This window comes from Geomonas anaerohicana (assembly GCF_016458305.1).
Lineage (GTDB): Bacteria > Desulfobacterota > Desulfuromonadia > Geobacterales > Geobacteraceae > Geomonas > Geomonas anaerohicana.
In genome coordinates this window covers 58,084-79,771 of sequence record NZ_JAEMHL010000007.1, presented here as the reverse complement: position 1 = coordinate 79,771, position 21,688 = coordinate 58,084, and the positions used below count along the sequence as shown (strand labels likewise).

Here is a 21,688-nt window from a genome sequence, read left to right as displayed (position 1 = left end):
CTGGTTACGGTATTGGTTCAGACGACCGCAAAGCGTTTGCCGGGAAGCTGAATGATGATCCCTTTCACTTCCAAGCGAAGTAAGGTAGCGGAAACCTCGCCTGCTGTCAACGCGCTCTGTACGATGATATCGTCGATCTGCAGCACGCCCTGACTGAGCAGGGTGTAGAGTTCGGCCTCCTGCGGGGTGAGCGGGAAAGCCGGGGGCTGTTCCTGGGGGTGGGTCGCCAACGGCACGATGCCAAGCTCCTCGAGGATGTCCTCCACCCGTTCCACCAGCTTGGCTCCCTGCTTGATGAGACCGTTGACGCCGCGGCTGCCGGACGTGGTGACGTTACCCGGGACGGCGAACACCTCTCGCCCCTGCTCCAGCGCGTACTGCGCCGTGATCAGCGATCCGCTCCCCTCCCCCGCCTCGACCACCAGCACCCCGCGGGCCAGTGCGCTGATGATGCGGTTACGCCTGGGGAAGTTCTCGGGCACGGGGGAGGTCCCCATGGGGAACTCGCTGACCAGCGCGCCCTGCTCGCACAGGGTGCGGTAGAGCGCAGCGTTTTCCGGCGGATAGATCACGTCGACGCCGCAGCCGAGGACGGCGATGCTGCGCCCTCCCGCCTTGAGGCACCCCCAGTGGCTGGCGGTGTCGATGCCGCGCGCCATGCCGGAAACCACCGTGACACCCTGCCCGGCCAACTCCTTGCCGAGGCGGGTCGCGGTACACAGGCCGTATTGGGTGGCATGCCGGGAGCCGACCATGGCCACCGCGGTCTCGCTTCCCTCGATAGCCCCCCTGAGGTAGAGGAAGGGGGGCGGGTCGGATATCTGCATCAAGAGGCGCGGGTAGCGTTCGGAGAGGATGTCCACCACCTGCGCGCCGCCGCGCCGCACCCGCTCGCATTCGGCCTCGGCCCCGGCGCGGTAGTCGTGCCCGGCGATGGAGCGGGCGGTAGCAGCGCTCACCCCCTTGACCGCGGCAAGCTCCTCGAAGGAAGCCTCGAGCGCCGCCTGCGGAGATCCGAAGTGCGCCAAAAGCCGCAGGAAGGTGACGTTACCCACCTGCGGCACGGACTTCAGCGCGAACCAATAGTAGTGATCCATGGGGTTACCCCCTTTGGCGTCACCTGCTCTTTTTCATCTCCACGCGGTCGCCGCGGTACACGGTGTCCACGCTCTTCACGATGACGGCGGTGGAGCTGTTCATGCCGATGGAGACCACCACAAGTGCTCCGATCACCTCCACCGGGAGCTTCTCGATCTTGGCGTTGGCGTAGCGCTGGTCGGGCACCACGTCGCGCACGATGTACAGCATGTTGCCGGCCTGCACCCCCTGGGCCTTGCCCAGGTCGAGGAAGACCACGTCGTTTACCGCCAGGGCCTGGTTGCCGGTCTGGGTCTGCACGATATAGCCGGTGAGATCGCGGTCGGCGGACTTGAGCGGAATGGTCAGCTTGCGCTCCTGGTAGGGAAGCAGGAAGGAGCCCGCGCTGATTTCCTGGAACGACTTGGTGACGATGGCCTTGGAAGCCTTTTCCTCCAGCTCGGAGAGCTGCAACTCGCCCAGCGGTATCACCTGCTGGCCGAGGATCACGTTGGTGACCGGGTGGCTTACCGGGCCGATCTTCTTGAAGATCTGGTAGCGGTCACCCGGGTTGCCGCCCTGGGCGCGCCCGATGTCCGTGTAGACGATGTCGTCGGTGCCGGCCATCTCCCGGTTCTGGTGCAGGGAGATCACGGTCCCGGACGGTTTCATGCCGTTCTCGATCAGGAACCCTTCGCTGCCGTTGACCGAGAAGGTCACCGCTTGCGGCTCCTCGCGCTGTTCCTGGGAGGCGGAGGCCTGGGGCGCCGCCGGGACGTCGGTCGCCGGCCCGATCTCGATGCGGTCGGAATAGATGCGTACCTTCTGGCCCGGATAGATGAAATGGGGATTGCCGACCGACTGGTTGTTGGCCCAGACGTTGGGCCAGTAGTAGGGATCCTTCAGGAAGCGCTGCGAGAGCCCCCACAGGGTGTCGCCGGGGACGATGGTGTAGATGGTGGGTTGTTCCTGTGCCGCCGCAAACGGTGCGGTCAGCCCCAGGAAGAGCAGTGCCAGACAGAGGTGTTTTTTCATAGGCTCCTTTAGGGGCACCAAACGCCCCACCCTCCTCCTCGCCCTTACCCCGTGGCGAGGTGTGCAAAGTGATACAGCGCTCATGACAACGGTAACCAGATCGACAGCGAACCATTCATTAGTTTTCGGGACGCATTTTATAGGGAAAGCATGAAAGGGGTGCCGGATAAGCTTATGAAACCGAGAGCTTAGCAGACCCCTTTTTTGGCGTGGCAACCCTTGGTACCGAAAAAATTTAACATAATTAAAGCCTTTTGCCTATCAATGTCAAGGGGAAAGCGCCTTTGGGGGGTTCCCTTAGCCGCCCGGTGTATGCTAGGTTGTCCGGTGTCCGGGTGCGGCCGCTCAAGCGACAAGGCAACCCGGCAGCGAAGCACCGACAAGGAGCACGGTTTGACTGGTAACGGGATGGGGCTGGAGAAGTTGGCTATGGCTGAGACACAGGGGGAGCGGGTGGTACGCCCGCGGGTGAAACCGGAACTGCTGGCGCCGGCCGGCAACATGGAGAAGCTGAAGGTGGCGATCCGCTACGGCGCCGACGCCGTCTACCTGGGGGGGAAGGCATTCGGCCTCAGGAACCTGGCCGGCAACTTCACCCGGCTGGAACTGGACGAGGCGGTGGCCTACGCGCACGCGCACGGGGTGAAGGTCTATCTCACCGTGAACGCCTTCGCCGACAACGACGATCTCCCGGCCCTGGAGCGCTACCTGGCCGAGGTCTCCGACATCCCCTTGGACGCCTTCATCGCCGCCGACCCCGGCGTGGTTGCGCTCATCGCCGAGCGCTGCCCGGGGCGGGACATCCATCTCTCCACCCAGGCCAACACCACCAACTGGCGTGCCGCCCGTTTCTGGCAGGCCCAGGGGGTGACACGGGTCAACCTGGCCCGCGAGATGTCCCTGGACGCGATCCGGGAAACGGCGCAGCGCTGCGACGTCGAGCTCGAGGTATTCATCCACGGCGCCATGTGCATCTCCTACTCCGGGCGCTGCCTGCTCTCCTCCGCCATGACCGGGCGCGACGCCAACAAGGGTGAGTGCACCCAGCCCTGCCGCTGGAACTATTCCATCGTGGAGGAGACCCGTCCCGGCGAGTACTTCCCCATCCACGAGGACGAAAGCGGCACCTTCATCTTCAACTCCAAGGACCTCTGCCTGATCGAGCAGCTCACCGCCCTGGTCGAGTGCGGCGTCGACTCCCTGAAGATCGAGGGGCGCATGAAGGGGATCTACTACGCGGCGAGCGTGATCCGGATCTACCGCGAGGCGCTGGACCGCTACTGGGAGGACCCGCAGGGGTACCGGCTCAAGCCGGAGTGGCTCGAGGAACTGGCCAAGGTGAGCCACCGCGGCTACACCACCGGGTTCCTTTTGGGCAAACCGCGCGACGTGGACCACGAGTACCTCTCCTGTTACGTGCGCAACTTCGAGTTCGTGGCACTGGTGGAAAAGGAGGTCGAGGCAGGGGTCCAGGTCGTGGTGCGCAACCGGCTCCAGGCCGGCGACGTGCTGGAACTGATCGGCCAGGGCGCCCATTTCACCCGCTTCACGCTCTCCGCCATGACCGACCTGGACGGCGTCCCCCTCACCGTGGCGCATCCCAACCAGCACGTGATCCTGGTGGGAGTTCAGGGTGCCGGCGAATTCGACCTGATCAGACGGGAGAAGACGGAGTAGCCACCGCCGTCACCACCTTGTTCTTGCCGCTGTTCTTGGCCTGGTACAGGAACTGGTCCGCACGTTCCAACAGCGCCTGGGCCTCGCTGCCGTCCTCCGGGAAGGAGGCCACCCCCACGCTCACGGTGACCCGCCCCAGGGGCTGGGTTTCCCGCCCCGCAAAGGGGTGCTCCGCCACCCGCGCCCGCATCTCCTCGGCCGCCTTCACCGCCCCTTCCTTTCCCGTCTCCGGCAAGAGCAGCACGAACTCCTCCCCCCCGTAGCGCGCGGCGACATCGCAGGCCCTGGAGTGGGAAATGACGATCTGGGCCAGCCCCTTCAGGAGCCGGTCCCCCTCCGGGTGCCCGTGGGTGTCGTTGTAGTGCTTGAAGTTGTCCACGTCGAAGAAGATCAGGCTGCAGCGCTTGTCGAAGCGTTTGGAGCGGGCCACTTCCTGCGCGAAGGCCTCCTGGAAGTAGCGGTGGTTGTACAGCGAGGTGAGGCCGTCGCGCACCGCCACCTCCTTGAGCGCCTGGTTTGCCTCCTGCAGTTCCCGGTTGGCCCGGGTCAGCTGCTCCAGGAGCTCGCGGTTCTGCGCCACCAGGCGCGCCTTCTCCGCCGCCCGCCCCGCCACCGCCGAGATCAGGTCGAGGCTCTCGAACGGCTTCACCAGGTAATCGTAGGCGCCGGCCCGCAGGGCGGTGAGCGCGCTGTCGAGCGAGGCGTGGCTGGTCATGATCACCACCTGGGTGTCCGGGTTGTGGCTCTTGATCTCGCTCAAAAGCTCGATGCCGCTCATGCCGCTCATCCTGATGTCGGTGATCACCAGTTGGTGCGACCCGGCCCGGAACGCCTCCAGGGCCTCCTCGCCGCTGGCCGCCTCGGAGACGGTGAACCCGTCCGCGGTCAGTACCTGCGACACCACGCTTCTCAAGGTCTCCTCGTCGTCGACGACTAAAAGCTCCATGTCCGTCCTCCTCTAGGCCGCATTGGCGGCGGCAGGAGCGGGAAGGGTGATGATGAAGGTGGTCCCCACCCCCTCCTCGCTCTCCAGGCGGATCTCCCCGCCGTGGTCCTTGACGATGCCGTAGCTTACCGATAGCCCCAGCCCGGTCCCCTGCCCCGCCGGCTTGGTGGTGAAGAAGGGGTCGAAGATCTTGGCCTGGATCTCCTTGGGGATGCCGGGGCCGTTGTCGGAGACCCGCAGTTCCAGCCCCCCCTCTTCCAGCCGGCGCGCCGAGAGCCGCACCACTCCCGCCGTCCCCCCCATCGCCTGCTGGGCGTTGATCATCAGGTTCATGAGCACCTGCTGCAGCTGGTTGGCGTTGCCGCGGCAGGCGGGAAGCCCCGGCTCCACCACCTGCTCCACCTTGACGCTGTTGATCCCCAGCTGGTGGTCCACTATGGCGAGCGCATCCGCCACCACCTGGGCCATGTCCACCTCGCCGAACTCCACCTGTTCCTGCCGGGCGAACTTCAAGAGGTTCTCGATGATGGTCTTGCAGCGCTTGGTCTCCTTCTCGATGATGTGCAGGTTCTTCTCCAGCGGGTGGCCGCTCTCCACGCCGCGCAGCGAAAGCTGGGTGATGCCGAGGATCCCCGCCAGCGGGTTCTTCACCTCGTGGGCGATGCCCGCCCCGAGGGCCCCGAACGCCGCCATCTTCTCGGACTGCACCAGCTGCCCGTAGAGGTCCTTCAGCGCCTGTTCGCGATGCTTGAGTTCCACCGCCATGCGGTTGAAGGAACCGGCCAGGGCACCGATCTCGTCGCCGGAGACGGCAGGCACCTCGATCTCGAAACGACCCTGCCCCACCATCCTGGTGGCCTCGGAAAGCTTCTCGATGGGGCGGGTGAGCCGGTGCGACCAGAACTGGCTCAGGAGCGCCGCGCCGCCCAGCAGGACCAGGGAGAGCACCAGGAGGTCGAACAGCAGCGCCCGGGAGGTGAGAAAGGCGGTACTTTTCGGGATCTGGACCCCGACCGTGACCTCCCCCAGTTCGGTGCGGGAAAAGCCTCCCACCATGGCCCGATCACGTTCCTGGTATTCGAGCGTCAGCCCGCTCAGGCGCGGCGTGCCCCGTACCTTGCCCCACCACCCGGTCTGCGGGGCCTGGCCGATTCTGCGGCGATCGGCGTGCGCCAGGTAATTGCCGGAGGCATCGACCAGGAAGGTGTCGAAGACCCGCGAACGGCTGGCCAGCCGCTGCAGCCGGTCCAGGCGGATCACCCCCGAGGTCACCACCGGCTCCTCCCCTCTGGCGGCAGGTTCGGCAATAGCGAGCGTCAGGGTGGGAAGCCCGGGCCCGACCGTCGAGAGCTGCAGGCGCGCTCCCCCCCCGGGGCTGGGCAGAGGGAGCGGATGGCTTTCGCGGTAAGACAATAGCTGCTCCGCGGTCACCCCGGCGCCTGCCAGTGCTCCCTGGTCGTAGACGTTCTGCTCGCCGTCGGCGCCGCTGCGGCTCACCATGACGAATTCGCCGAACTCCTCGAAGAGCCCCTGCAGCGCCTGCTCGCGCCCCGCCATCTCCTGGTCTCCCATGAGTCTGGAGAAGAGCCTGAGTTTCTCGGTGTAGCCCGCCACCAGCGTGTTTGCCTCTTCGGCCGTGTGCAGCACCATGGTCGAGGTGAGATCGTGGATGTAGGCGGTCTTGTCGGCCTGGAACAGGTTGGCCATGGTGAAGGTGATCAGGCTCAGCACCACCGAGACCACCAGCAGCTGGGAGAGGAGCATCTTGAACCGGAGCGGGAATTTGAGTCTGTTTTGCATCTATGGCCTCCCCTATTCTCTGCCGTCCCTATTCTTTGCCGTACACCACGCGCGAGGCGTAGCTTGCGTTGCCGGCCTGGTCGACCGCCTCGACCCTGATCAGGTTGACGCCCGACTTGAGCTCGACTTCGTGGCTGAAACTGCCGTCGTCGCCGATGACCGCCGCCGTACCGTTCACGTAGACCGTGGCCCCTGGCTGGCACCTGCCGGTGAGGCGGAAGCTTCCTATGCCGACGGAGGCGGACGGGAACTCCACCCGGAGCGGGGGGGGGTCCAGCAGCTGCTGCAGACGGCAGCGGCCGGTCCGGCTGAAGGGGCCTTCCCTGCCATCCTCGATGCGGCTCACCCGCCAGTAGTAGTTCCCGGCGTCGAGCAGCCCGGCCGCGAACTCGGAGCCGGTGACCCTGCTGTCCAGCAGCACCTTCTTGAAGCGCGGCTCGTCGGAGAGCTGGAAGTGGTAGACCCCTTCGCCGCCGGTCCAGTTGAAGCGGACCCTGGGCGGGAGCTGGCGGTAGCGGTAGAGCAGGTTCTCGTTCTTCAGCTTGGGTGAGCCCGGCAGGGGGAGCGCAGGGCCCAGCGGCACACCCCGCCTGAGCGTCACCCCGTAGTGGGCCGGGACCCTGATCACCCTGTCCTCTCCCTGGACCCGAACCTCTCCGGCATGGACGGTGAGACTGGCGGCGTTGTCTCCGAGGGGGGTGAAGGTGAAGCGCGAGCGCCCCGGCACCACCCGGGCCAGGTGGCCTGCGGTGGCGACCTCCAGGCGCACCCGCTTCTCTGCCGAAAAACTCCCCCTAAGCTCCCCCTCGACGTGTACCCGGTACGACCTTGCCCCCCCCTCCACCGTCTCGTTCAGGCGGGTCACCACCACCATCGAGTTGCTCCCCATGGCGAGGGCGTCGCCGGGTGCAAAGGAGATGGTGGCGCCGGAGCGGTCGAAGGTCTGGATGGCGTCGCGGTTGTACAGGAGCATCCCCTCACTGGCATCCCCCCAGGCGACCGAGTCACCGCGCCGATAGCGCACGTCCCGTACCAGGGATTGCAGGGCGGCCTCCGGCCGTTTCAAGCCGCTGCGTGCAGGCGCGGGTTCGCCCGATTCCGAGACCAGTTCCTTGAGCGGCGTCCCTGAAGGGAAAACGGCGAACAGAAACAGGATGAAGAGCCAGAAGAGCACCAGGACAAGCAGCAGCGAGAGTGCCGTCTCGGCGGCCACGCCGGCCCATTTGCGCAAACGCTCCCGCGCCGTCATGGCTGCACCGCATCCGGCGGGACCAGCTGTTTTTCGGTCCGCAGCCGCAAGTTGAGGAGCTTGGAGCACCCGGCGCCGTTTCTGACCACCATGCCCAGCACCCGGTCGCTGCTGCCAAGCGGGTAGTCAAGGGCAAAGGTCCCCAGCGAGGTCAGCGGAACCTCGCGGCCGTCAAGCTCCAGCCGCTCCCCTTCCCCGGTACTCCCGGAAACCCGGCACTGGATGGCCCCGTCCGGGGAGACGCTTACGCCGGAAGCTGCGGCCCCGTAGCGGACGATGACGGCACCGCCCGGCTGCGCGATGGTCACTTCCGGCAGCGGGAGTTCGGTGGCAAGGAACCTGCCGCGCGAATCCCCCATCTCCACCTTGAGGCGGCGGGTCTCGCCGGGGATGGTGGTTTCGTACCGCCCCAGCGTGTCGACCGGAATGTCGCGCCCGTTGATGGTCACGAAGGGACGGGTGCGATACCGGTCGTCGGGGCCGGTCGGCCGCAGCTGCTCGTAGTCCCCCTTCAACTCCACGCGGCGGTTCAGACGCCGCCCGGGGGTGGTGATGTTGTCGGCGACCGGTCTCGACTTGCCGTACCAGCGCCGCACCAGTCGCGCCGGGGCGAGCCCCTCCGACCGCACCAGGTAATCCGCGGCCGCGTCGCAGCGTCTTTTGGAAAGGGCCATGTTGTACTCCACGCTGCCGATGCCGTCGGTGTGCCCCTCGACGATGACCTGCTCGTCGGGGTGCTCCCGCAGCACCCGGGCCGCCCCGCTCAGGAGGCGCTTGGCCTCCGTGGTCAGGGCGGATTTGTCGAAAACGAAGGCGCCGCCCGCCAGGGTCAGCAGCACGGCCTCGCGCCGGTTCACGCCGAAGAGTTCGCGACCGGTGCGGAACACGGACCCGTCCAGGTAGGTGACCTGGAGCTGGCACTGGTAGATTCCCCCTTGCTCCACCCGACTCCGGTCGGTCTTCCCCTCCCAGTCGATACGCCTGGGGGGGGCCCCCTTGCCGCCGATCTTCCTGATCTCCTCTCCGGCGCGGTTCATGAACACGATGCTCCAGGAACGGATCTGGTCCGGGTCTTCGACGCTGGCCAGGAGCCGCAGCGGCGTGGCGAAGCGCGCCCCCTTCAGGTCCAGTGAGGCGAACCGTTCCCGGGACAGCGTGACCGCAGTGGATGGCAGTCGGGCCGATTCACCGTTCACGAGCAGGGTGAAGAGTTCCGCGCTGCCGGATAAGAGCAGCGGTTCGTCGGTGCGCTCCAGGGTCACCAGCACCGCCGGGACCGGTTCCGGGTCCGGCGCGGGCGGGGCCGCTGCCACCGGCGCCGGGGGAGGGTCGGGCAGCGGCAGCGCCCTCGCGTCGGCGGATGCGAACATGTCTTCGTCGAACTTCACCTTGATGCCCAGGAAGGGGCCCTGCCCCTGGTAGGTCTCGCCGGTCAGGTCGCGGTCGTCGAGCCGGGCGTAGTTGTAGCCTGCCGAGAGCACCACGTTGCGGTAGACCCGGTAACCGGCGCTTCCCACCACACCAAGGGAGTGCATGCCGGCATCGTACTGGTTCATGAGTTTTAGGTAGGCGGAGAGTTCCCAGCGCTCGGCCAGATCGTAGGAGAGGCCGGCGAGGAAGAGGTCGGTGTAGCTGTTCCAGCGCCCCCCGGTTCCTGCGGACCAGCTCAGTTTGCCTGCGTATTTCCCCTGCGCCGTCCAGCGGCTCACCAGGCGGTAGGTCGGTTCCGACGAGACGATCACGCCGCGCAGGTTCGGGCTTCCGGCAAGGGTGCCGCGCGTCTCCACCTTGTAGCGCACCAGGGAGAGGAGCTGGAACGGGTTGCCGGCCAGGGGGCGGAAGGCGCCGCCCAGGTAGCTGTCCACGGTGACGTCGTTGCCCGCATCGGTGTCGCGGTCCCAGAAGGATGCCTTCCCTAACAGGGTCCACGAGGGGGTTAACCTGTAGGCAGCATGGGCGCCGTAGAGCGAGGCGGTCTCGCCGGGCCCGGTGCGCACCTCGTAGCGGCCGGTCACCTTCAGGTCCTGGGGACGCAGGTACTCGCCGGCCAGGGTGAAGGCGGTCCTCGTGCCGCCGTCGCCCTGCACCGTCTGCACCCGCTCGAAGCTCGAGTTCACGAACACCCCCTGCGCCACGCGGTAGCGGCTGTTCAGCCCCAGTACCGCCTGCCCGCGCTCCCCGGAGAGCGAGTTTTCCAGCTGGTAGCCGGTGCGCGAGGCGAGGCTGAAGCCGTCGTGCTCCATCAGCTTGCTGTGCAGGTCGATGTTGCTCTGCTCCGTGCTGCCGAGCACGCCGCTGGAAAGGCTGTAGCCGGTGGTAAGGCGCATCCGTTCGGAAAGTCTGCTCTCCAGACCGAACAGGGTGGCGTGCCTGATCAGCGGCGAGCCCTCCTGGTATTCCTCGGTGATGAACGCCTTGGTCCGGTCGCTCAAGCGGTAGTCGAGCTTCAGGAAGGTCTTGGATTGGTATTCGGCGATGCTGGAGGTGGAGAGCAGCTGCTCGCGGCGCAGCGTGGCGTCGAGCCGCGGCGTGATGCTCCCTTTGACGCCGCCGTAGACCAGGTCGGCATCGCCGCTCTTTCCCTCCTTCTCCTCGCTCATAAGCTTCACGCCCGCCTCCGCGTCCAGCAGGGTGAATTTCCTCGCCACCCCGAGCTGGTTGCCGACCAGCCTGCGCCGCGCGATCTCGTCGCGCTGCACGAAGCTCTCCGCGACGACGAGGGTGGTGAACGGGGCGCGGTAGTCGAGCCGGCCGCCGTACTTCTCGGTGCCGGTCTCGTCGCCGCTCATGGATGGGTTGAAGAAATCGGCGTCGACCTTGCGGTAGTAGAGCCCGAGCGAGACCGGGTCCACCGGCCGAAGGGTGAGGTCCGTCTTCCAGGCGCTCCCCCTGCCCTTCTCCAGGCTCTCGCTGACCGCCCCTTCGCCTTTCACGGCGAGCCACCGGCCCAGGCGCCACGCGGCGTCGAGGCCATACAGCGAGGTGTCCTTGCCGGCGTGCTCCTCGATGACGGCGGTCCCGCCGAGAAAAGAGCCCTGGTCGGAGCGGACCTGGACGCGACCGCCGTAGACGTAGCGCTTTCCGCCGCCCCCTTGAGCCTGGTAGGTGACCACGATTATGACCGGGTTCAGGAACTGGTCCAGCGACGGGACCGGCTCCTTGAACAGGATGGAGCCCGCGAGGTAATCGATGGAGTAGTCGGCGTAGCGCACCTTCTCGGTGATGGAAATGACCCGCTCCGAGTGATAGCGGTCGCGCACCTCGATGCGGACCCGTTCGCTGTTCTCGAAGACCGGCCTGCGCGACAGCAGGTAATGGCCGGAGGTGCCGTTGCCCGGGATCTCGTCGCGGGTGATGGTTTCCTCGGTGCGGCTTTCGAACCCCTTCACGGTGAGGTGGTCCCGATTCACCTCCAGCTTGGCGCCGTTCAGCGCGCGGTCGTAGCGGGAGAACTCGTTTTCCGAGAGGTCGGTGCGGTAGTCCCCCTCCATGAGGTAGGAGCGGCAGGACTCGACCTTCAGGTAGAGCTTCCCACGGGACTGCGCGTCGTAACCGATGTCGGTGGCGTCGCCGTAGACCGGATAGTACTTTTCCGGGTCGATGGCCTGGAACACCCCGTCGCGGCGCTCCTTGTCCGAGTCGTAGGCAGCGGTGAAGCGGTAGTCGCCCAACAAGGGGCCACGGGTGTAGAAGGCAAGCCGTTCCTCGTCGAAGATCCCGGCGTCACCGCCGGCCTTGGCTCCCACCGTCACACTCCCCAAACCGACCAGGAGCCAGTCGGCGGAGGGAGCGGGGCTCATGGGAGAGCGCGAAGACATGGGCGCCAGGGGAGTCGCCGGTGCGAGCGGCGTCGGGGGAGCTGCCCCGGCGGCAGCGGCGGCAGGGGGCGAGAGCGCCTCCATTGCCGGCACCAGCGCGAAGTCACCGCGCGCGGGGCCGCCGAAGGGGACGGTGACGAACTGCGACCACCCCACCCCGGCAAAGGCGGTGTTGTACGGCAGCGAGCGCAGTGCGGGGTCCAGGGTGCTGCGGTCGATCTTCAGCACGTGGTTCCCGGCAGCGACACCGGTGAAGCTGTACTTCCCCTCACTGTCGCTGAACACGAAGGAGCCGTCCTCCAGGTAGATCCTCACGTCGGGCTCGCCCGGCTCGCCGGGGTCGGGCACGCCGTTGCCGTTACTGTCCCGGAAGATCCTGCCCAGGATCACCGCCTTGTCCCCGAGAATGGAGGGACGCACCTTCACCGCCGCAGAGGCCGGAGGGGAAATACTGCTGCCGCTCCCGGTGACGCCGGAGGCCCGGGCCCAGTTGACGCTGGTGCCGACGGGGACGTCCGCCGACAACACCAGCCGGTAGGAGAGCACCTTTGCCGCGCCGGGAGCCATGCTCCCCACGTCCCAACTCAGCTTCAGCGCGGCTCCGCGCGGGTCGGCGACGGCAAAGCCGTCCACGTGACTGGAGCCCTTCAGGTAACGAAAGCCCCTGGGGATGCGGTCCTCGACCATGACGTGCTCCAAAAGCGCCGCCCCGACGTTCTCCACCCGGACGGTATAGGCCACGATGTCCCCCGCCTCGGCCACGGTACTGCCGGCCTGCTTGGTGACCACGAGGGCACGCGCCAGGACGGTGTTGAAGGTGCTGTTGCTGAGAATGGGGGCGCCGCTCAGGCTGCTGGTGACGCCGGCGGTGTTGACGATGGGGGCATTGCCGGGGGCATCCTTGCGCACCGCGGCACGAAAAGTGACTTCTCCGCTGAAACCTGCCGGCAGCATCGGGATCGCGAAACGCAATGACCTGCTGCCTGCGTCATAGCTGACCGTGCCGGCCAGTCCTCCGGGCAGCGCTGCGCTCCCCTGCTGGTACTCGAGAAGCTCATCCAGAGGATCCACCACCAGCACACCGGCCACGGGTGACGCATCGCCGTTGATCAGGGAGAGGCCGTATGAGAGCACCGCCCCCGGCAGCACCGCCCCTCCCGGGCTCACCGTCTTCAAAATGGTGACGCCGCCGGGAACAGGGACCAGCAACTGGTCGGAAACACTGCTGCTCCGGGCCGGGACCAGCACCGAGGTCGCCGAAACGACGATGTTGGCCACCTTCCCCTCGCCCCCCACGGGAGCAACCGCCCTCAGTACCAGATCTACTGAACCACCTGCGGGAACCGGTCCGATGACCTGCACGCCCTCCGTGGTGGCGGGCACCGGCGTCACGCCGTCGGCCTGGTAGAAACGGAACGTGGGCGCCGGGCCGGTGTCGGTCACCCCCCGCGCCACCACCGCCTTCAGCTGGAAGCTGTCGGCAAAGTTTCCCCTGTTGGTAAGTACGTGCTGGAAGTCCACCGGGACCCCGACTTTGGCGGACGCCGTCCGGGGAGGGACCAGTGCCGGGTCGGCAAGATCCTTGATAACGATCTGGGTCTGGTTGGAGCGGGCCTGGTGCAGGGCGGGCATAGCGAAACGCGCCGTGAAGTCGTGGCTGATCACGGTTCCGGACGGGGTGAGGCAGCGCGCAGCACCAGGAAAGGCGAGCGTGAGCGCCACCCCGAGGAGGCATGCCCGGACCAGTTTCCCTCCCATGTTGCGCCATCCCGGGACCGTCATGACTTTCCCCGATCATTGCATTATTGAACTTGTGCCTTGATCTCGTTCCCAAGGTCCACCTTGGGAACGCAAACCTCTCCGAAGCTCCGACTTCCCTCGGATGCAAAGCTGGAGCTTTGCGCCATATGGGGTTCCCAAGCTGGAGCTTGGGAACCAGGAAATACCAACAGCATTCGCTAATAGAGCCTTTTCAAAAGGCGGGAGCCGGAAGGTAGCGGACGATGGTCGCTAATCTGTGTGCATTATTGAACCTGCGCCTTGAAAAACAGATAGATGGTCTTGCCCGGTGGCACGACGCCGCCTCTACTGGCTGTGGCCCCGGTGCCGAGTTGTGCGGTGACGCTCCCCTCCGCGATGCTGGCCAAGCCGCATTCCGCTGCCGCACAGGGTGCCCCTTCGCCGTCCGACACCAGGGACAACAGCAGCGAATCCGGCGCGACGGAGAGTCCGGCGGGTATGGGGCTGTCGATGGTTACCGAGCTGGCCGGGGCCGACCCGCCGTTGGTGACGGCCATGCGATACTGCAGCAGGTCCCCGGGCACTGCATCGGCGCTGGCCGCGAAGATCCCTCCCTTGGTGAGGTTGCGCACCCCCTCGCTCAGTACCACGACGGGGGCTACCGCAGTGGTGTTGACCTGGTCGGTCCCGCTGGCACCGGTGCCCGATACCGCCAGTAGCGATTCACCGCGTGCCCCGTCGTTTCCTGCCTCCGGAACGGTGACCGCAAGGAAGAACCGGTAGGCTCCCCCCGGCGCCAGGGATCCCGTTCCAAGGCAGCCGTTGGTCTCGCCGGGCTGGCGTATGCCGTCGCCGGCGATCCCACCGCCGGCGCCGTCGTCGGCAAAGAGTTCCCCCCTCCAGCCGCTCCCCATGGTGACGGAGAGGGCGAAGGCATTGTCGCCATTGCCGACGTTGGTGACGGTGTACGGGTAGTTGACCACGGTGCCGGGGGCGCCGGACCCGTCCGGCGGTGCGGAGACGGTCACCGCAGGGGTTTGCACACACGCCACCGTCTCCGTCTTCGCCTGGTCCACGGCCAGAGGGTCACCGATGGAGAGCGCCGTTACCGCTACCCGGTAGCTAGCCCCGGCCGTGAAGCTAGCCGGGCTCACCCGCACCAGCAACACCAGCGATTCTCCAGGGGCCAGCATCGCGGTAAGATACCCGGCGCCGGACAGGGCGGCGGACTGGTTGGCACCGGCGCCATCGAGGTAGCTGACCGTGACCGCGCTGCCGCTGCCGGGCCCGGTGAGCAGGAAGCGATCGGGCTGGTCTCCCGCGTTCTTCAGGAGTACCCGAAACTGGGCCGGAAGCCCCGGGTAGGCCGGCTGCGACCGGGTCTGCACCACCGCAGTGCCCTCGTAGATCCCCTCGCCCAGGTAGGCCGCATCGGTCTCGCTGGCCAGCCGGACCATGAGGTCGGGACGGCACGCGGCGAAGGCCTCATTTCCCATGAAGAACAGGAAAAACAAAACGCAGCAAAGCTGCGCAAACAATCGGATCAGGGTGTTAGGGGGGGAAGAGAACTTATTAGAAAGAATTAATATCATGTCTTAGAAAATATCAGACGGTGGCGCATAGGCAACCGGGGGAAAGAAGATTTGTCTTTTCCCCCTTCAAATGGTATGAACGAAAACCGGACCGAAAGGTCCCGAGGGAGGAATGATGGAAACCGCCAACCGTTACTACCAGCTGGCCAACCGCGACATCGTGTACATGAAATACATCCTGGAGGCCCACGAGGGGCTGACCATGATGAGCACCATCGACGGCAAGCGGGGTATCGTCCGGGTCAACTACCCGGTATGCTTCGCCGACCAGGTGGACTCGATGATGCAGGCGCTGGGGCAGGAGATACAGGTCACCGAGGTGACCGAGGCAGGTGAGCCGTGCTCGAAAGCGTAGACGTCAAGGCGATCCTAAAGCGCGCCCTGGCCGCGGGGGGCGAGTTCGCCGACATCTACTACGAGGACGGCGCCTACACCTCGGTTACCTGCGAGGACGGCAAGGTGGAGCGGGTGCTGTCGGCGGCCGACCGCGGCATCGGTATCCGCGTCATATCGGGCTTTTCGACTGCTTATGCCTACACCAACCAGCTGAGCCAGGACTCCCTGCTGCAGTTGGCGGAAACGGTGAGCCGCGGCGTGCGCAGCGGCGTCCCCCACCCCGATTTCAACCTCTGCGTCCGCAAGTCCGCGCCAGGTTACGCGGTGGCGGTCCCCCCCGACCAGGTGGACCTGGCGCAAAAGGTCGCGCTGGTGGGGCGGGCCGACCGCGCCGCGCGCGGCTACGATGCGCGCATCAGGCAGGTGCTGGCGGTGTACCGCGATACCCGGGTCAAAACCCAGAGCGTCAATTCGTTGGGCGAGTTCCACGAGGAGAGTTCCTGCTCGACCGTCTTTCTCGCCCAGGTCGTGGCGCAGGACGGCAAGGTAACCCAGACCGGGTACGAGCCGGTGGGCGCCGCCCGCGGCTTCGAACTCTTTGACGAATTCCCGCCCGAGGAACTGGCGCTCAAGGCTGCGGCGCGCGGCGTGATGATGCTGGGGGCCCGGAAGTCCCCGGCCGGTCAGTTCCCGGTGGTCCTTTCCAGCGAGGCGGGGGGAACCATGGTGCACGAGGCCATCGGGCACGGCTTGGAGGCGGATCTGGTGCAGGCGGGAAGTTCGGTGTACCGAGGGAGGATCGGCGAGCAGGTCGCTTCGGAACTGATCACGGTCATCGACGACGCCACCATCCCCTACGCACGCGGCTCGTTCGGTTTCGACAGCGAAGGGTCGCCGGCACAGAAGACGGTGCTGGTGGAAAACGGCATCCTCAAGGGATACCTGTATGACCGGCTCTCGGCCCTGAAGGACGGCTGTGCCTCCACCGGCAACGGCAGGCGAGAATCCTATCGCAACCGCCCCATCGTGCGCATGACCAACACCTTGATCGCGCCGGGAAACAGCGACCCCGGCGAGATCCTGAGGAGCGTGCCCAACGGCCTGTTCGTGAAGCGCATGGGCGGAGGACAGGTCAACACGGTGAACGGCGACTTCGTCTTCGAGGTCACCGAGGGGTACCTGATCGAGAACGGCGCCATCGGCGAGCCGGTCCGGGGGGCGACCCTGGCGGGGAACGGCCCCGAGGTGCTGCGCCGGATCGCCATGGTGGGCAGCGACCTCGGTTTCGGCATCGGCACCTGCGGCAAGGACGGCCAGGGCGTGCCGGTCTCCGACGCCCAGCCGACCCTTCTCATCCCCGCCATCACCGTCGGCGGTGCACGGTAATAAAAGAATTCCCCTGACCTGCCTTCCCCCCTTTGCAGATGTTCTTCTGTTGAAAGTCGGCATCACGTCCCCCCCTTTTGCGAAGGGGGGACAGGGGGGATTTCCCTCTCCTCAACCAAAGCAAATCCTCCTAAATCCCCCTTTGTAAAAGGGGGACTTCCAACAAAATGCCGCGTGAGAGGAGCCCTCTCCGCGGCATCAAAGCATCGACGAGCAGGTTCCATTACGCCTGCATCGACGCTGTTATCTATTTTCCTCCCCGCTGCTCCAGTTCCTTTTGCAGCCTCTTCAAGATCGGCCAGATGTCTTTCCCGGCCCAGATCTGCGGGTTGGAGGGGGTCTCGTCCTTCTCTGTTTCCCACTTCCTGATGGTGTCGCGGCTCTTTTCGAAGGCTTCCGTAAAGCTGTAGGTGCTGCGCAACGCGTCGCCGACGAAGGCCTCCCCGAACCAGGTGTAGTTCTCCCCGAAGCCGCAGCCGAAGGACTCGTGGGTCGCGTCGGCCGCCGTGATCAACAGGCTGTCGTGATCCTGCAGCGGCTGGATGAAACCTCCGGAGAAGCAGGCCGAAACCACCACCACCTTGTACCTGATCCCCGCCTTGCGCAGCAGTCGCCGCAGCAGTTCCGGCGTCACCTGCTTCAGCTCCAGCGGAGGATTGCTCACCTCCAGTTCCTGATCGCGGGAACCGTGCGAACTCAGGTAGAAAAAGAGGACGTCCTCGTCGCGGTTCATCACCTCGCCCACCCGCACCAGGGCTCGTTCCAGGTTGCCGACCGTGGCGAAGGGGAGCGCGGTGGCGCTCTGCGGATTGTTGACCAGCAGCACCGAGCGCCCCTCGGTCCCGAAGCGGGTGTCGAAGAGTTGCCGGGTCACGCTCAGTTCCTTGAGGAATACGTCTTGGGAGGCATCCCCGGCAAAGCCGACGAAATAGAGGTCGCTGTGGCCGCGGCGCCCGGGCTGCAGGGCGGCGAGTTGCTCATCCAGGAGCCGGTTCTGCGCCGTAAGCACCTCGTCGGTGAGCGACAATTCGCCGCTCTCGTTGCCCCCCTCCTTGCTGACCCAGAGGTCGGCGCGCTGGTAATAGTAGAGCGGCACGGCCACCAGCACCAGGAACAGGAGCGCCAGGCGGAGGCGACGCCCCAAACCGCGCGGACCATCCAGGCGCAGCAGGAAGACCAGGGAGGCGGCGATCCACCAGCCGAAGAAGCGGTAGTAGTGCGGAGCGGCGAGGTAGTCTGAAAACCATTCGAAGGAGCGCCACTGGGCGAGCCACTCCAGGATGCCGTGGCAGACTTCGATGGGGATGCTGAAAGCGACCAAGGTGGCGGCGATACCGGAGATGGCGAGGGGGCGGTGCACCAGGTACCTGGCCGCTACAGCGAAGAGCAGGAAAAGGGGCAGGTAGAAAAGGAAGTACGGCAGCGAAGAGAGCGAGAAGCTCCCGCCGCGCCCGACCAGCAGCAGGGAGACCAGCAGGTTCAGCACCAGGTCTGCGACGACCAGCAGCAGCAGGCTCAGTGGCGTGCAGTCGAGCCTTTCGAAACCCGAGCGGAGAAAGCATGCGCCGCGCAGGCCGCCGTACAGATCCGCCCCGAGGCGGGACAGGGTGCTCTTTAGCGTCACCGGCTCGACAGGTACGCCGTCTTGCGCGCTGCACGGCTGTGCGCACGCCGTATCGGGCGCAGTTTCGGCTGGTGCTTTAGTGGGGCTTTTAGGTGTCATGTCGGTGGGACGATCCTCATTCATGGTCGTGCATCATACCACGACGGCGCCGGTTTGGAAGAGTCTTTAACATGACCTTCATTGATTTTATTAACTTTTTAGTTTTTCAATCGGGTGCAATCCTGCTACCATTGCAACGCGTTCGCCTGCAGCCTTGTGCGCTTGCAACGGATACCCATTCTCACCGATGAAAGAGGTTTCAGCATGCCTACCACGAAATGGAGCAAATCGAGCTGGCGCTCGTTTCCCGCCATGCAGCAGCCGGTCTGGCCGGCAGGGCCCGCAATGGACGATTCGCTGAAAACGCTGTCGCAGCTGCCACCGCTGGTCTTCGCGGGCGAGTGCCAGACCTTGAAAGCGCAGCTTGCCGAGGCTGTCGACGGCAACGCCTTCGTGCTGCAGTGCGGCGACTGCGCCGAGGACTTTTCGCGCTGCACCGGCCCGGACATCCGGGAACTGCTGAAGGTCATCCTGCAGATGTCGGTGGTCGTTGCCTACGCCGGCGAGAAGCGGGTCATCAAGATCGGGCGCATGGCAGGGCAGTACGCCAAGCCCCGCTCCTCCGATACGGAAATGGTGAACGGCGTCGAACTCCCCAGCTACCGCGGGGACATGGTGAACAGCCCCGAGGCGACCCTGGAGGCGAGAACGCCCGACCCGCGCCGCATGCTGGAGGGGTACTACCGCGCCGCCGCCACGCTGAACCTGGTGCGCTCCTTCACCCTGGGCGGCTACGCCGCGCTGGACCGGGTGCAGGCCTGGCACCGCGCCTCGCTGGACGCCCTCCCCGCCGGGCAGAAGTACGAGGACCTGGTGCGCCAGATCTGGAAGACCATCAACTTCATGACCGCCATCGGCCTGGACCCCCAGCACACGCCGCAGTTGAACCAGGTGACCCTGTACACCTCGCACGAGGCGCTGCTGCTCGACTACGAGGAGGCCCTCACCCGCATGGATTCCACCACCGGCGGCTGGTACGACTGCAGCGGCCACATGCTCTGGATCGGCGACCGCACCCGGCAGTTGGACGGCGCCCACATCGAGTTCCTGCGCGGCGTGAAGAACCCGCTGGGGATGAAGATCGGTCCCAACTACGACATCGACAACATCAAAGCGATCGTGGACCGGCTCAACCCGGACAACGAGGCCGGGCGCCTCACCCTGATCACGCGCTTCGGCGCCGACAAGGTGGCCAACTACCTCCCCAAGCTGCTGCGCGAGATGAGCCGCGGGGGGTATCGTGTGGTCTGGAGCTGCGACCCGATGCACGGCAACACCTACCAGAACGAGTTCGGACAGAAGTCGCGCAAGTTCGAGGACATCCTGCGCGAGATCAAGACCTTCTGGGAGATCCACAAGGCCGAGGGGACCGTGGCGGGCGGGGTGCACCTGGAGCTGACCGGCGACCATGTCACCGAGTGCACCGGCGGCAGCAGGCAGCTTTTGGACAAGCACCTGCACCTGAACTACCAGACCAACTGCGACCCGCGCCTCAACGCGGAGCAAAGCGTAGAGCTCGCCTTCGAGCTCGCCGAAATGCTGCACCCGTGCAAGTAACCAAACCTTAGCGAGGTATTCCCATGAGAATCGAAATCAGCTCTGCCCACCCGCTGCGGCACGCCACCTCCGCCCTGGTCCTTGGCTGTTTCGAGGACGACAAGGACCAGTTGTACCACGACTGCGACACCGCCCTGGGCGGCCTGCTCGGGCGCCTGGCGGAGAGCCGTGAATTCACCGGCAAGAACGGCTCCGCCAAGCTTGTGCATACGCTGGGGAAGCTCCCGGCCGAACGCCTGGTGCTGGTCGGGCTGGGCAAGAAAAAGGACATGAGCGCCGAGCGTCTGCGCCAGGGTGCCGGCAACGCCGTGTCCGCGCTGCGCGGCGCACGCGTCTCCTCTTTCAGCAGCGCCCTGCACCTCGCCGTTGCCGCCCCTGACTCCGCCGAGAACGCGGCGCTGGGGATGCTGCTTGGCAGCTACAGCTTCGAGCAGTACAAGACCAAGGAAAAAGAAGAACGTTTCGGCTTCGACACGCTGACTGTGCTGCTCCCCGCGGGCCAGGAGTCGGCCGGGCGCCAGGCGCTGGAGCGGGCACAGATCGTAAATGACGGCGTCACCCTGGCCCGCGACCTGGTTTCCCACCCCGGCAACGTGGTGACTCCCGCATACCTCGCCCAGGCGGCCCGGGAGCTTGCCGAGCGCAACGTGCTGGAATGCCGGGTCTACGAGTTGGAAGAGCTGGAGCAGATGGGGATGAATGCGCTCATCGGCGTCGGCAAAGGGGCAGCCGTCGCGCCGCGCCTTATCGTGCTGCAGTATCGCGGCGGCAAGGGGCGTCCGGTGGCCTTGGTCGGCAAGGGGATCACCTTCGATTCCGGCGGCATTTCCATCAAGCCCGGCGCCGGCATGGAGGCGATGAAAACCGACATGGCCGGCAGCGCCGCTGTGCTGGGTACCCTGGAAGCGGCGGCACGGCTCAAGCTCCCGGTGAACGTGGTGGGGATCATCCCCACCGCCGAGAACATGCCCGACGGCAACGCCTTCAAACCCGGCGACATCCTTGCCTCCATGTCCGGGACCACCATCGAGATCACCAACACCGACGCCGAGGGGCGCCTGATCCTGTGCGACGCGCTCCACTTTGCCCGGCAGCAGTTCAAGCCCGCCGCCATGGTCGACCTCGCCACCCTTACCGGTGCCTGCGTGGTCGCCCTCGGGCACGAAGCGAGCGGTCTCATGGGCAACGACCAGCGCTTGGTGGACGCCCTGAAGCGGGCCGGCGACGAGACCGGCGAGCGGGCCTGGCCCCTGCCGCTTTGGGAGGAATACGGCGAGGTAATGAAGAGCGACGTCGCCGACCTTAAGAACGCCGGCAGCAGGGACGGCGGTGCCATAAGCGCCGGTTGGTTCTTGAAGCAGTTCGTCGGCGACACCCGCTGGGCGCACCTGGACATCGCCGGCACCGCCTGGAACGACAAGGCCCGCCCCTACGGCCCCAAAGGCGCCTCCGGCGTCGGCGTCCGGTTGCTGCTGGAGTTCCTGCAGGCACGGTGATGCATTAATCTGTAATCTCCGCTGACCATTGGCCTTTCCCCCCCTCCCTTGACGGGAGGGGGTCGGGGGGTGGGTGAAGCTGCAACATGCGGCAATGATGGCACCCTCCCCCTCCCCCTCCCCCTCCCCCTCCCCCTCCCCCTCCCTGCCCCCTGCCCCCTGCCCAACGCCCAACGCCCGCCGTCAGACTAGTCGGACCAGTCGGACCTCCGACGGTGTGCTCCGATTGACATCCCCCACCTGCTATGTACTCTAT

General features: G+C 65.9%; 13 protein-coding genes. 5 read left to right on the top strand and 8 right to left on the bottom strand.

Annotated features, from left to right (window positions below; translation table 11 throughout):
- Nucleotides 1–17: 17 nt before the first annotated feature.
- Together dprA and JFN91_RS13870 are read right to left on the bottom strand one after the other, a co-directional pair.
- Nucleotides 18–1,097, bottom strand: a complete 1,080-nt coding sequence (gene dprA / locus JFN91_RS13875; RefSeq protein WP_199389782.1) for a DNA-processing protein DprA — start codon at nt 1,095–1,097, stop codon at nt 18–20.
- Nucleotides 1,098–1,116: 19 nt separating this feature from the next.
- Nucleotides 1,117–2,112: a LysM peptidoglycan-binding domain-containing protein gene (locus JFN91_RS13870; protein WP_199389781.1), complete on the bottom strand. Its 996-nt coding sequence runs from the start codon at nt 2,110–2,112 to the stop codon at nt 1,117–1,119.
- A gap of 429 nt (nt 2,113–2,541) precedes the next feature.
- Here JFN91_RS13870 and JFN91_RS13865 point away from each other — a divergent pair, with 429 nt between their 5' ends.
- The gene (locus JFN91_RS13865) at nt 2,542–3,789 is read left to right on the top strand and encodes a peptidase U32 family protein (protein ID WP_199389780.1); all 1,248 of its coding nucleotides are present in this window, start codon (nt 2,542–2,544) and stop codon (nt 3,787–3,789) included.
- Here JFN91_RS13865 and JFN91_RS13860 read toward each other — a convergent pair.
- The 5 genes from JFN91_RS13860 to JFN91_RS13840 all read right to left on the bottom strand — a co-directional run bounded on the left by JFN91_RS13860 (nt 3,767) and on the right by JFN91_RS13840 (nt 14,838).
- The gene (locus tag JFN91_RS13860) at nt 3,767–4,735 is read right to left on the bottom strand and encodes a GGDEF domain-containing response regulator (RefSeq protein WP_199389779.1); all 969 of its coding nucleotides are present in this window, start codon (nt 4,733–4,735) and stop codon (nt 3,767–3,769) included. The two genes, JFN91_RS13865 and JFN91_RS13860, sit on opposite strands and share 23 nt — an antisense overlap.
- Nucleotides 4,736–4,747: 12 nt before the next feature.
- A complete protein-coding gene (locus JFN91_RS13855; RefSeq protein WP_199389778.1) occupies nt 4,748–6,535 on the bottom strand; it encodes a sensor histidine kinase in 1,788 nt (595 codons plus the stop codon).
- A 28-nt stretch (nt 6,536–6,563) separates the two neighbouring features.
- On the bottom strand, nt 6,564–7,784 hold the full coding sequence (locus JFN91_RS13850) for a hypothetical protein (protein ID WP_199389777.1): 1,221 nt from the start codon (nt 7,782–7,784) through the stop codon (nt 6,564–6,566).
- Entirely contained in the window at nt 7,781–13,384 is a 5,604-nt protein-coding gene (locus JFN91_RS13845) for an OmpA family protein (RefSeq protein ID WP_236015151.1), read from the bottom strand. The genes JFN91_RS13850 and JFN91_RS13845 overlap by 4 nt, the downstream gene beginning before the upstream one ends.
- 242 nt (nt 13,385–13,626) lie before the next feature.
- On the bottom strand, nt 13,627–14,838 hold the full coding sequence (locus JFN91_RS13840; protein WP_236015150.1) for a COG1470 family protein: 1,212 nt from the start codon (nt 14,836–14,838) through the stop codon (nt 13,627–13,629).
- 211 nt (nt 14,839–15,049) lie between these two features.
- On the opposite strand from JFN91_RS13840, the gene JFN91_RS13835 reads away from it, so the two are divergent.
- Nucleotides 15,050–15,289 (top strand): DUF4911 domain-containing protein, encoded by a 240-nt coding sequence (locus tag JFN91_RS13835; RefSeq protein ID WP_199389775.1) that lies wholly within the window; start codon nt 15,050–15,052, stop codon nt 15,287–15,289.
- Entirely contained in the window at nt 15,274–16,656 is a 1,383-nt protein-coding gene (locus JFN91_RS13830) for a TldD/PmbA family protein (RefSeq protein WP_199389774.1), read from the top strand. Before JFN91_RS13835 ends, JFN91_RS13830 begins: the two co-directional genes overlap by 16 nt.
- 247 nt (nt 16,657–16,903) lie before the next feature.
- On the opposite strand, the gene JFN91_RS13825 is transcribed toward JFN91_RS13830, so the two are convergent.
- Nucleotides 16,904–18,379 (bottom strand): C13 family peptidase, encoded by a 1,476-nt coding sequence (locus tag JFN91_RS13825; RefSeq protein ID WP_236015149.1) that lies wholly within the window; start codon nt 18,377–18,379, stop codon nt 16,904–16,906.
- Nucleotides 18,380–18,583: 204 nt separating this feature from the next.
- Between JFN91_RS13825 and JFN91_RS13820 the strand changes: the two genes are divergently transcribed.
- Together JFN91_RS13820 and JFN91_RS13815 are read left to right on the top strand one after the other, a co-directional pair.
- Nucleotides 18,584–19,936, top strand: a complete 1,353-nt coding sequence (locus tag JFN91_RS13820; RefSeq protein WP_199389772.1) for a class II 3-deoxy-7-phosphoheptulonate synthase — start codon at nt 18,584–18,586, stop codon at nt 19,934–19,936.
- Nucleotides 19,937–19,959: 23 nt separating this feature from the next.
- On the top strand, nt 19,960–21,432 hold the full coding sequence (locus tag JFN91_RS13815) for a leucyl aminopeptidase (protein ID WP_199389771.1): 1,473 nt from the start codon (nt 19,960–19,962) through the stop codon (nt 21,430–21,432).
- Nucleotides 21,433–21,688 lie beyond the last annotated feature (256 nt).